Origin of the sequence: Peptoniphilus sp. oral taxon 386 str. F0131, from assembly GCF_000090945.1 — a bacterium.
GTDB classification, from domain to species: domain Bacteria; phylum Bacillota; class Clostridia; order Tissierellales; family Peptoniphilaceae; genus Anaerosphaera; species Anaerosphaera mikwangii.
In genome coordinates this window covers 880381-891567 of sequence record NZ_GL349422.1, presented here as the reverse complement: position 1 = coordinate 891567, position 11187 = coordinate 880381, and the positions used below count along the sequence as shown (strand labels likewise).

The window sequence follows — 11187 nt, the reverse complement described above, 5'->3', positions numbered from 1 at the left end:
TTTTATTTTTCTGTATTTTAAAATCATTTTTTACTTTAAACATTTTACACCTCTATAATTTTTCTGCAACCCTTAATTTTGCACTATGTGCTCTGTTATTTTCTATTAGTTCTTTTTCAGAAGCAACTATAGGCTTTCTTGTTATTATTTCAATTTCACGTTTTTTACCGCAGTTGCATACTGGAGCCTTTTCAGGACAAATACAATCTAAATAATAATACTTGAATGTTTCTTTAACTATCCTGTCTTCAAGAGAATGAAATGATATTACAGCTATTCTTCCACCTGGATTTAATCTGTCAATCATTCTACCAAGTGTATTTCTTAAAACATCAAGCTCATTGTTTGTTTCTATTCTAAGTGCTTGAAATGTTTTTTTAGCAGGATGACCTTTTTTCTTTCTCGCTGCAGCAGGAATTGCATTTTTTATTATTTCAACCAGTTCAAAAGTTGTATCTATAGGTTTTTTTATTCTACTTTTAACTATAAAATCCGCTATTCTTCCTGCCCATTTTTCTTCAGAATAATCCCATAAAATTTTTGCAATTTCTTCCTTTGAATATCCATTTACTATATCCCAAGCACTAAATGCAGCATTTGTATCCATTCTCATATCAAGCTTTGCATCATAATTATATGAAAATCCTCTATCCCCTTCATCAAATTGATATGAACTTACTCCCAAGTCCAGTAAAAATCCATCCACTTTATCAATTTCCAAAGAATCGAGAATAACATTAAAATCTTTATAATTTGAATTAAATAACTTATAGTTATTATAGCCGAGTTCTCCAAGAACCTCTTTTGATTTTTCTAATGCAGCTAAATCTTGATCTATACCTATTAATAGTCCTGTTCCATTAAGTATCTTTAATATTTGAGATGAGTGTCCCGCTCCACCTATTGTCCCATCAACATATATTCCATTTTCTTTTATATTCAATAAATTTATTGTATCTTCAAACAATACTGATTTATGATTAAATTTCATTTATATTCCAAGCTCCGCCATTTTTTCGGCAACCTCTTCATAGCTTAAACCTTCATCATCATTATATGAATCCCAATTTTCACTACTCCATATTTCAGCTCTCGTACTTGCTCCTATAATAACTACATCTTTTAAAATTTCTGCATGTTCTCTGAGATTTTGTGGTATTAGCGCTCTTCCCTGTTTATCTAAATCTTCATTTGTAGCTCCAGAGAAAAATATTCTTATAAATGATCTTGCAGCTTTATTAGTCATCGGTAATTCTTTAAGTTTATTTTCAATCCTTTTCCATTCTTCATTTGGATACACAAAAAGACACTTGTCTAATCCTTTTGTAATTACAAAATTATCTCCAAGATCTTCTCTTAATTTAGATGGAATCATCACTCTTCCCTTATTATCAAGGGAATGTCTATATTCACCTATAAGCATTTCTATCACCACTTATTACCACTATTTACCACTTACTACCACTTTAATTACATTTTACACTATTTACGTTACTTATTCCATTATAATTTATAAAAAAAATAAATAGGGACCTAAGTCCCTATTCTCTATTTTTATATATCTACGCTGTTATATTTAAATCAAAATCAAAATTCAACTATATATTGTTTATAATCTTTAAAGGCATACTATAAATTGTTTTTTTCATTATTATAATTACATTAAGATACAACTTTTGTATTACATTGCTTCGTTATAAAATAAAAATCAGATCCTACTCCTTCCTCCGAAATTACTCCATATTTAAATTTGTGAAGCTCTAAAATATTTTTTACAATATAAAGTCCAAGTCCGGTTCCAACTGTAGGTCTTGTATGATTATTTCTAACTCTATAGAATCTCTCCCATATTGAATCCAATTTATCTTTAGGTATTCCTATTCCTTTATCTATACAGTCAAATCTAACTACACCTAAATCTCCAACAACTTTTATAGTTATATCTTTTTCAGATTTAGAATAATTAATTGCATTATTTATAAGATTATATATTACTTGTTCAATTCTTTTTTTGTTTGCAAATATATGAGTGTTTCCGGAATAAATAAAATTAAATTTATAATTATTTTTTTCAAACATAATCTTAAATCTATCAATAACATCTTCTGCAACTTCTTTTAAATCTATACAATCAAATTTTATTTCTTCAAGATTTGATTCTATTTTTGAAATATCCAAAAGGTCGTTTACAAGCATAGTAAGTCTATCAGCCTCATTTATTATAGTATCAATATGCTTGTTTCTCATCTCTTCATTATTTCCTGATATATCCCTTATCATTTCTCCATAAGATTTTATAACTGTAAGAGGTGTTTTTAAATCATGACTCACATTAGCAATTAAGTCTTTTCTTACTTCCATAGTTTTTGTAATTTCTCTTGTAGCATAATTGAGTGTATTTGAAAGATCATCTATTTCAGTATAATCTCCCTTTTTAAAATTTACAGAATAATCTCCACTTCCAAGCTTTTTTGCAGTTTTTGACATTTCAACAAGAGGTTTTGATAATCTTCTTGAAATAAAATAAGATAATGCAAATGCCAACAACAATGAAAGTATAGAAACTATTATTAAAAGTCTCTTTAATACATCTATTGCCGAATCTACAGGCTGTGGAGAGGTTTTTATCATTATATAGTAATTGGTTCCTGCAGTAGTACCAAGATAACCTGCATAAACTATAGTTGGAGTTTCTAAATGTTTTAACTTAGTAATTGAAACCCTATAAGGATGATCTCCGTTTTTCACACCTGCAAAATATTCATCAAATGCATCACTTTCTATTACTTTTGGATTTATCATAACATCAAGCCATGTAAGAGGATAAATTAAAGTCCCTTCTTCATCAATTACTTCTATATTGAGTCCTTTTTTTTGAGAATAGTTTAATACTTTACTCTCAAAATCTTTATTCATATACTGGCTTCTTAAATAATCTCCAATTTTCGTAACCTCGTGTATTTTCATAGATTCATAAAATCTATTTAAAAATACTATTTGAAAAAGCCATAGTATAGCAAGTATTACAACCGCAAATGCAGAAAAGTACTTCCAAAAAGTGAACATTATGCTTTTTTTGTCTATTTTTAAATTCTTATTCTTTCGTATCAAATTTATAACCTGTTCCTCTAACTGTTACAATGAATTTTCTATAATCTTTTATAGAATTTCTAAGCATTTTTATATGTGTATCAACGGTCCTATCATCACCATAAAAATCATATCCCCATACTTTGCTTAATAACTTGTCTCTTGAAAGAGCAATATTTTCATTAGTCGCTAAAAATACAAGTAAATCATATTCTTTTGGAGTCATATCAACTTTTTCTCCATCCACATAAACTACTCTTCCATCTAAATCAATTTTAAGACCTTGAAATTCTAAAACTGCATTTTCAATTATTCTCTGACGCCTCTTAACTATTACATTAAGCCTCGCCATAAGTTCTTTTGGAGAAAATGGTTTGACAACATAATCATCTATTCCAATTTCAAATCCAAATAACTTATCATATTCCTCTCCTCTTGCCGATAACATTAATACAGGAATATCATTAATCTTTTTTATTTCTTTATATGAAGAAAAACCATCAAGTCTTGGCATCATTATATCCATCACAATAACGTCAAATTCCTGCTCTTTACATTTTTCTATTGCTTCAAGTCCATCGCATGCTTCTACAACATTATGACCTTCAAACTCTGCATAAGTCTTTATTACTTCTCTTATTTTTTCTTCATCATCTACAACTAATATTTTAAACAAGCTATCACCTCTTTTTATAATATATAATCATTATGTGAAATAGAAATGAAATTTTAAAGATTAATATATTAAATTAAAGTTCTCCCTTTAATCCACATATTTCGGCTCTTTCGCTTAACCCTTTTATTGTTTCTTCAAAAATTATATTTTTATCAATTTGAAGCATTTCACATCCTTCAAGAATAATGTCTCTATCACACCCTGCCGCAAATTTTTTATCCTTAAATTTTTTAGTTAATGACTTCAAATTCAAATCAAGCACAGATTTACTCGGTCTAAGTAAGCAACAAGCATTTATAATTCCTGTAAGTTCATCTATTGTATAAAGTGTTTTTTCCATAAGCGATATAGGTTCAACATCTACACACATTTTCCAACCATGTGACTCTATTGCACGAATATATTCTTCGTCCCAATTTTCACTTTCTAAAATTTCTCTTGTTTTTATACAATGTTCTTCAGGATATTTTTCATAATCTAAATCATGACAAAGCCCAACTATACCCCATTTTTCTTCATCTTCACCAAAATATTTTGCAAAATGAATCATGGCAGCTTCTACTTGAAGCCCATGTTTTATTAATGCATCTGATTCGTTATATTTTATTAACAAATTATACGCCTGTTCCCTTGTAGGAATCATACTAGCACCCTCTTTCTTTTTTTCTATCATACCCTAATTTTTAATAATTTTAAACTATTAAAAAACAAAAACTTCGGTATTAATACCGAAGTTTAAAATTTAACTATTTTCTTTTATGCATCCCGCTTTATCAAGAGCTATTTTAGCAAGTAAAGGTCCTATTAATTCATATACTATCGTCGCACTTAACACAATAGATCTAATCATTGCACCGTGAGGATTGGGAATTATTCTTGAGGCTATAAGACTTAAGCCAATTGCAACTCCGGCTTGCGGAACAAGTGTAAGTCCCAAATATTTTTGAACTGATTTAGGAAATTTTGCAATCTTAGATGCAGAATAAGCTCCAAGCATTTTCCCGATTACTCTTGTAATTATATATGATGCTCCCATTAATCCAACAGTCTTTAAATTTGCAAAGTCAAGTTCTGCCCCGGAAAGTACAAAAAAACATACTGTTACAGGCGGTGCTATACTACTTATAAGAGCACTATATCTTCTATTACTTTTACCTATATTTGATGAAACTACTCCCATGAGCATGAGTGTAAGAAGACTTGATAATTTTAAATATAGAGCTATTGAAGTTACCATAAATATTGATGCAACTGAGATTATTGTTGTTTCACTATCACTTTTTGCCTTTTTAATAATGAACGAAAATCCAGTTCCCGATACCAATCCTAAAAGTAATGCAAGAATAATTTCTTTAATAGGTTTATAAATCATAACTCCTATACTAAGAGCACTATGTGAAATTAAAGAAATTGTGATTGATGATGCAATTCCAAAACAAATAATACATAAAACATCATCAAGTGCTACAACAGGTATAAGTACATCTACAAGATCTCCTTTTGCATTGTATTGTTTAATTACCATAAGTGTTGCAGCTGGTGCTGTTGCACATGCTATACTTCCAAGTGTAAGTGAAAAGGCAAAGCTTTCTTTAAATATAAACAAAGTTGAAATAGTTACTGCAATAAATGCAAATATTCCCTCTAATAAAACTATTAATAAAATTCCGCTTCCCAATTTTTTAATAGCAGAAATCTTCATTTCATCACCTATTGAAAAAGCTATAAATGCAAGCGCAACTTCACTTACAACATCAAGTGAAGAGAGTGCCTCTTTTGGAATAAGTCCGAGTACAGATGGACCTATTATAATCCCACCAATCAAAAAACCTGTAACATCCGGAAATTTGAACTTGCCTAAGATTTTAGAAAAAACAAGTCCTGCTATTAATAATACTGATATATAATATATTTTATCCATCTATTTAGTCAATCCCTCAAAACTTGTTACTTCAAAAGTAAACATAATTCCAACATTTTCTTTATTCAAATTACCAACTGCTCTTCTAACACATTCTTTTGCAACTTCAAGTTTCTCATCATTTAATAATAAAAATATTGTCTTATTATAAGGTCTTCCCTGATTTAACATAACCTTTAAATAACTGGTACTAAAACTTGGGTCAATATACGCCAATGATTGTGCCATTCCCTCGCTATCAATAATAGTACCTCCTCTTATATCATTATTCTTAAATTCTTCCAAAATGTCATTAAAATGCTGTTCGTGATTAATTACTATAAATAATACTTGCATGTTATCAACCTCCATATGATATTATACACTCTATTAATATTTTTTAAAGCGTATTACTTTAAATTCTAAATTTTTTTCAATCAATCACATAAAAAAGAGAAGCTATTAAAGCTTCTCATTCATTGTAGCAGATACTTCTGTCCATATTTTATCATATAAAGATACATTTTCTCCAAGATCTTTATACGACTCAAGCTCAGGTAATTTAGAATAATCAGGATATGCAACTTCTGAATTTTTTAATTTTTCAGGAAGTAAATCTTTAGCAGCATCAACAGGAGAAGTATAGCCTACACAATATTCGGCATTTTTTGCTGCAATCTCCGGTCTACACATAAAGTCAATAAATTTTTCCGCGGCTTCTTTATTTTTTGCATTTTTGGGAATTACGAATGAATCTATCCAAATATTTGATCCTTCTTTAGGAATTACATATTTTAAACTGGAATTATTCTCCATCATAAGAGCAGCATCTCCTGAATACATAACCCCCATTGCAGCATCCCCTTGAACTAATACATCCCTTCCATCATCTGTCAAATAAGCATATACTAACGGTTTTTGTTGTATTAATATTTCCTTTGCCTCTTCAAGCTGAGTTTTATCTATAGAATTCATGGAATAGCCAAGTTTCTTTAATGCTATAGCTATTGAATCTCTTTGAGAGTTATACATTATAATTTGGTTTTTATACTTGGCATCCCAAAGTGCATTCCAAGAATTTATATCTTCACTAACCATTTCTGTATTATATATAATACCAACAGTTCCCGCAAAATAAGGTACTGAATATTCATTATTCGGATCAAATTCTTTATTTTTTAAAGCAGATGATATACCGCTATAATTAGGTATATTGTTAAAATCTAATTTTTGTATAATATCTTCCTTTATAAGCCTTTCAATCATATAATCTGATGGAACTAAAATATCATATGCATCTTTAGATTGAGTTGCTTTTATATACATATCTTCATTAGATGCAAATGTATCGTATACAACTCTTATTCCTGTTTCTTTTTCAAATTCCTTTATCGTACTGGGATCCATATATTCGCCCGCATTATATACATTAATTGTAGCCGTACTTGATGAACTGCCGCCACATGAAGATAGCAACATCGCTATTATAAAAACTAAACCTATTAATAAAATTTTATTTTTTTTCATATTTGTAACCTCACTTATTAATAATTTGCTTACTGTTTCTCTTATTAATAATAATCAATAGTACCAATAAAGATATAAACATTATAGTTGACATTGCATTTATTGCAGGATTAATTCCCTTTCTTGCCATAGTATAAATTGTAATCGAAAGATTTGGAACTCCATGGCCTGTTGTAAAATAACTTACAACAAAATCATCAATTGAAAGTGTAAATGCCATAAGTGCACCTGTTATTATTCCGGGTTTTATTTGCGGTATAACCACATGTCTCATAGCATACTCAGGTGTTGCTCCAAGATCCAAAGCAGCTTCAACAGTATTTTTGTCCATTTGCTTTAACTTAGGAAGAACTGATAAAATTACATACGGTGTACAAAATACAATATGTGACAGTGTCATTGTCAACATTCCGAAATTAAGTCCTAAAAATCCATATAACCCCATTAATGCAACTGCAGTTACAATATCCGGATTTAATACCGGTAAATAGTTAACATCAAGAATTATTTCTTTTCTGTGCCCTTTAAGCTCATGTATTCCTATTGCTGCAAATGTTCCAAGGACAGTAGATATTAATGTTGCTATAACCGCTACTATTAAAGTTATATAAAGACTTCTGAGAATTGTAGAATCTTCCAAAAGAGCTCTATACCATCTTAAAGTAAATCCTGCCCAAGATCCTCTCAATTTAGAATCATTAAAGGAAAAAACCATAAGCACAGCTATTGGTGCATACAGAAAAATAAAAACCAAAATTAAATATAGTTTATCCAATATTTTTCTTACCATATAGCTCCACCTCCTTCTCTGTTTTTACCTTTGGAAATGATATTTGAACCTACAAGGAATAAAATCATTATAATAATCAAAATTATTGAAATCGCAGAACCGAAAGCCCAATCTCCTGTAAAAGTAAATTGTTGCTCTATTAAATTACCTATTAAGTAAAATCTATTTCCGCCAAGTAAATTTGAAATTACAAATGTAGAAATAGCAGGTATAAACACCATTGTTATGCCTGTATACACTCCTGAAAGTGAAAGAGGTAATGTAACTTTTAAAAATACTTTTAAATTATTTGCACCCAAATCCTTAGCTGCATCAATTAAATTTTTGTCAATTTTAAGTAATACCGTATAAATCGGAAGTACCATAAATGGCAAAAAATTATATACCATACCAAGCATTACAGCACGCATATTATACATCAAATTTAACGGAGCAAATCCAAGTACAGATAAAAATTTATTTATAAGTCCATTGTTCCCAAGTAAAGTCAGCCATGCATAAGTTCTAAGCAAAAAATTCATCCACATCGGAATTATAAATAGTAAAATCAAATTACCTCTGACCTTTTCGCTCATTCTTGAAATTATATATGCAACAGGATATCCTACTAAAAGACATATAACTGTTGAAAAAAATGCAACGATAAGAGATGTCCAAAGTATTTTTAGATATAACGGTTCAAAAAATCTACTGAAATTTTCAAAAGAAAATTTAAAATCAGAAAGCCCCATACCCCTACTGCCATTTAAAGAATATGCCAATATTAAAACTATTGGAAATACTATAAAAATTAATGCCCAAAGTGCATATACATAGGAATATTTTTTCATTTTCCACCAGCTTTCATTACATGGATCAAATCAGGATCAATATTTATTCCTACAACCGAATTTACAGGTCTATTTATCGTAGATTGAACAAGCATATTAAAGCCATTAACGTCAACTTCCATCTCGTAATGAACTCCTCTGAAAATTTCAGATTTTACAACTCCACTAAGCATTCCATCTCCATTTACAAGATCAACATCCTCAGGTCGTATTACGATTTCAACCTCTTCATCCTTATCAAATCCCTTATCAACACATTTAAATAAATGTCCTAAAAATTCAACAGAATAATCTTCTCTCATAATGCCATTAATAATATTACTTTCTCCTATAAAATCAGCTACAAATGCATTTTTAGGTTCATTATATATGTCAATGGGAGTTCCGATTTGCTGTATCTTACCATTATTCATTACAACTATAGTATCAGACATAGAAAGAGCTTCTTCCTGATCATGAGTTACATAAATAAACGTAGTTTCAACACTTTTTTGAATTTTTTTAAGCTCTATTTGCATACCTTGTCTAAGTTTTAAATCAAGTGCTCCAAGCGGTTCATCAAGTAATATAACTTTAGGTTCATTAACAAGTGCTCTTGCAATTGCAACTCTTTGTTGCTGTCCACCACTTAAAGAATTTATGGATCTATTTTCAAAATTTTTAAGATTTACAATTTTTAAAACCTCTTTAACTTTTGAAGCTATTTCTGATGCACCCATCTTTTTTATTTTTAATCCGAAAGCTATATTTTGCGAAACGTTTAGATGAGGAAAAAGAGCATACTTTTGAAAAACAGTATTTATATTTCTCTCATAAGGTTCAAGTTCTGTTATGTCTTTTCCTTCAAAAATAACTTTGCCGCTATCAGGTGTCTCAAAACCGCCAATAATTCTAAGAGTTGTAGTTTTTCCGCAACCACTCGGACCAAGTAATGTAAGAAATTCATTTTTTTTAACAGACAAATTAAAATCACTTAAAATAACATCTTCTTCAAAAGTCTTATTTATATTTACTAAGTCTATTACACAATTTTCCATATTCATCCCCCTTAAAAATTAGGTGGTGAACTTATATACATCACCCTTGCAACTTTTGCATTTTTATTTTCAAGATAACTTACTTTATTCGCAGTAAAATAAAATGTTTCATTTTTTTTAATATCAAATTTTTTATCTCCATAATTAAGCTCAACTCTTCCCTCTAATACATATCCCATTATTTCACCTTCAAAAGGATCTAAAAGCTTAGTCGATGAATTTTTTTCAAGCTCTATAATTATAGGCTCCATTTCATTTTTTTGAGCATTAGGAACTATCCAAGTTATTTTATAACCATCATCTTTAACAATTTCAAAGTAATCTTCTTTTTTAAAGACAATCTTTTCCTCTACATCATCTTCAAAAAATTCAAGAGGAGTAGTTCCAAGTGCTTCTAATATATCAATTAAAGTTGCTACCGAAGGTGATGTCAAATTTCTTTCAACTTGTGATATAAACCCTTTTGTAAGTTCAGATCTATCCGCTAATTCTTCTTGAGTAAGCGCCTGTTTAACTCTCAAATTTTTTAGTTTATTTCCAATATCCAAATAATCACCTCTTAACAAAATATTAAACTATCTACTTAATTTATTAAATACCACTAAAGATTATAATTTGTTTGATTTTTAATGTCAACATAAATTTAAAAAATAACACCTAAAGTTTTATAAATTAAACTACATAAACAATAAAAATAAAGTCTCCAAAAAGAGACTTTACATTTTATACTTTAAATATTTATTACTTTTTTCATCTAACAATATAGGATGTATTAATATCTTTTTATGAAGAAATCTTTTTCACGTTCATAAATTTTTATAAATTGTATCCTACCTACTCTTTTTTATTTTCTAACTCTTCAAGCGCCTTTATATAAGGTTTTCTGTATCTTTTTGTCCAAAATATTAAAAAAATACCAACTATTGCCAAAAATATATCTTTCTTTTGATAACTTCCGATTATTGCTGCAAGTCCTAAAATATAAAACACCGGTCCGAAATACTTTAAAAACTTCCCATTAATTCTTATATTTTTTTCATTTTTATTATCTTTATTTTCATTCATACTAATAATCTCCATATAGAATAATATTAATTTAATTATACTATCAGTATAAATAACTTCAAGTTCAATTTTATTTCAAAATAAAAAAACCTTGGAATGTTGGTGTTTTCCAAGGTTTTATATAATAATATATTATCTCTTTGAAAATTGTGGAGCTCTTCTTGCTTTCTTTAAACCGTACTTCTTTCTTTCCTTCATTCTTGGATCTCTTGTTAAGAAACCGGCTTTTTTAAGAATTACTCTGTGTTCAGGATCTACTTCAAGCAATGCAC

The 11187-nt window shown here is 29.1% G+C and carries 14 protein-coding genes; all 14 read right to left on the bottom strand.

Translation table 11 applies throughout. The features are described 5' to 3' along the window. Window positions 1–52 precede the first annotated feature (52 nt). The gene (gene rsmH, locus HMPREF0629_RS04205; RefSeq protein ID WP_009222113.1) at window positions 53–991 is read right to left on the bottom strand and encodes a 16S rRNA (cytosine(1402)-N(4))-methyltransferase RsmH; all 939 of its coding nucleotides are present in this window, start codon (window positions 989–991) and stop codon (window positions 53–55) included. Further along, window positions 992–1423 carry a division/cell wall cluster transcriptional repressor MraZ gene (gene mraZ, locus HMPREF0629_RS04200; protein WP_009222112.1) on the bottom strand — a complete coding sequence of 144 codons (432 nt, stop codon included), beginning with the start codon at window positions 1421–1423 and terminating at the stop codon, window positions 992–994. Window positions 1424–1662: 239 nt separating this feature from the next. After that, on the bottom strand, window positions 1663–3066 hold the full coding sequence (locus HMPREF0629_RS04195) for a HAMP domain-containing sensor histidine kinase (RefSeq protein WP_009222111.1): 1404 nt from the start codon (window positions 3064–3066) through the stop codon (window positions 1663–1665). A 28-nt stretch (window positions 3067–3094) separates the two neighbouring features. After that, window positions 3095–3766, bottom strand: a complete 672-nt coding sequence (locus HMPREF0629_RS04190; RefSeq protein ID WP_009222110.1) for a response regulator transcription factor — start codon at window positions 3764–3766, stop codon at window positions 3095–3097. A 73-nt stretch (window positions 3767–3839) separates the two neighbouring features. Beyond that, complete coding sequence (locus HMPREF0629_RS04185; protein ID WP_009222109.1) at window positions 3840–4409, bottom strand: hydrolase; 570 nt, start codon at window positions 4407–4409, stop codon at window positions 3840–3842. A gap of 99 nt (window positions 4410–4508) precedes the next feature. Then, the gene (locus HMPREF0629_RS04180) at window positions 4509–5687 is read right to left on the bottom strand and encodes a cation:proton antiporter (protein WP_009222108.1); all 1179 of its coding nucleotides are present in this window, start codon (window positions 5685–5687) and stop codon (window positions 4509–4511) included. Next, on the bottom strand, window positions 5688–6023 hold the full coding sequence (locus HMPREF0629_RS04175; RefSeq protein WP_036728973.1) for a hypothetical protein: 336 nt from the start codon (window positions 6021–6023) through the stop codon (window positions 5688–5690). It lies immediately after the preceding gene. Between the two features lie 105 nt (window positions 6024–6128). Beyond that, window positions 6129–7193 (bottom strand): PotD/PotF family extracellular solute-binding protein, encoded by a 1065-nt coding sequence (locus tag HMPREF0629_RS04170; RefSeq protein ID WP_039856611.1) that lies wholly within the window; start codon window positions 7191–7193, stop codon window positions 6129–6131. Between the two features lie 10 nt (window positions 7194–7203). Beyond that, the gene (locus tag HMPREF0629_RS04165; protein ID WP_036728979.1) at window positions 7204–7983 is read right to left on the bottom strand and encodes an ABC transporter permease; all 780 of its coding nucleotides are present in this window, start codon (window positions 7981–7983) and stop codon (window positions 7204–7206) included. Continuing rightward, complete coding sequence (locus HMPREF0629_RS04160; protein ID WP_009222106.1) at window positions 7977–8813, bottom strand: ABC transporter permease; 837 nt, start codon at window positions 8811–8813, stop codon at window positions 7977–7979. The genes HMPREF0629_RS04165 and HMPREF0629_RS04160 overlap by 7 nt, the downstream gene beginning before the upstream one ends. Next, complete coding sequence (locus HMPREF0629_RS04155; protein WP_009222105.1) at window positions 8810–9850, bottom strand: ABC transporter ATP-binding protein; 1041 nt, start codon at window positions 9848–9850, stop codon at window positions 8810–8812. The genes HMPREF0629_RS04160 and HMPREF0629_RS04155 overlap by 4 nt, the downstream gene beginning before the upstream one ends. Before the next feature lie 11 nt (window positions 9851–9861). Continuing rightward, on the bottom strand, window positions 9862–10398 hold the full coding sequence (locus tag HMPREF0629_RS04150; protein ID WP_009222104.1) for a helix-turn-helix domain-containing protein: 537 nt from the start codon (window positions 10396–10398) through the stop codon (window positions 9862–9864). 286 nt (window positions 10399–10684) lie between these two features. Next, window positions 10685–10915, bottom strand: a complete 231-nt coding sequence (locus HMPREF0629_RS04145) for a hypothetical protein (protein ID WP_036728987.1) — start codon at window positions 10913–10915, stop codon at window positions 10685–10687. A gap of 132 nt (window positions 10916–11047) precedes the next feature. Next, window positions 11048–11187: 30S ribosomal protein S9 (rpsI, locus tag HMPREF0629_RS04140; RefSeq protein WP_083763149.1), on the bottom strand; the 140-nt coding region annotated here is incomplete at its 5' end.

Coding starts and splice junctions, on each gene's coding strand:
- rsmH (WP_009222113.1), bottom strand. CDS start 991: ATGAAATTTAATCATAAATCAGTATTGTTTGAAGATACAATAAATTTA.
- mraZ (WP_009222112.1), bottom strand. CDS start 1,423: ATGCTTATAGGTGAATATAGACATTCCCTTGATAATAAGGGAAGAGTG.
- HMPREF0629_RS04195 (WP_009222111.1), bottom strand. CDS start 3,066: ATGTTCACTTTTTGGAAGTACTTTTCTGCATTTGCGGTTGTAATACTT.
- HMPREF0629_RS04185 (WP_009222109.1), bottom strand. CDS start 4,409: ATGATTCCTACAAGGGAACAGGCGTATAATTTGTTAATAAAATATAAC.
- HMPREF0629_RS04180 (WP_009222108.1), bottom strand. CDS start 5,687: ATGGATAAAATATATTATATATCAGTATTATTAATAGCAGGACTTGTT.
- HMPREF0629_RS04175 (WP_036728973.1), bottom strand. CDS start 6,023: ATGCAAGTATTATTTATAGTAATTAATCACGAACAGCATTTTAATGAC.
- HMPREF0629_RS04170 (WP_039856611.1), bottom strand. CDS start 7,193: ATGAAAAAAAATAAAATTTTATTAATAGGTTTAGTTTTTATAATAGCG.
- HMPREF0629_RS04165 (WP_036728979.1), bottom strand. CDS start 7,983: ATGGTAAGAAAAATATTGGATAAACTATATTTAATTTTGGTTTTTATT.
- HMPREF0629_RS04160 (WP_009222106.1), bottom strand. CDS start 8,813: ATGAAAAAATATTCCTATGTATATGCACTTTGGGCATTAATTTTTATA.
- HMPREF0629_RS04155 (WP_009222105.1), bottom strand. CDS start 9,850: ATGGAAAATTGTGTAATAGACTTAGTAAATATAAATAAGACTTTTGAA.
- HMPREF0629_RS04145 (WP_036728987.1), bottom strand. CDS start 10,915: ATGAATGAAAATAAAGATAATAAAAATGAAAAAAATATAAGAATTAAT.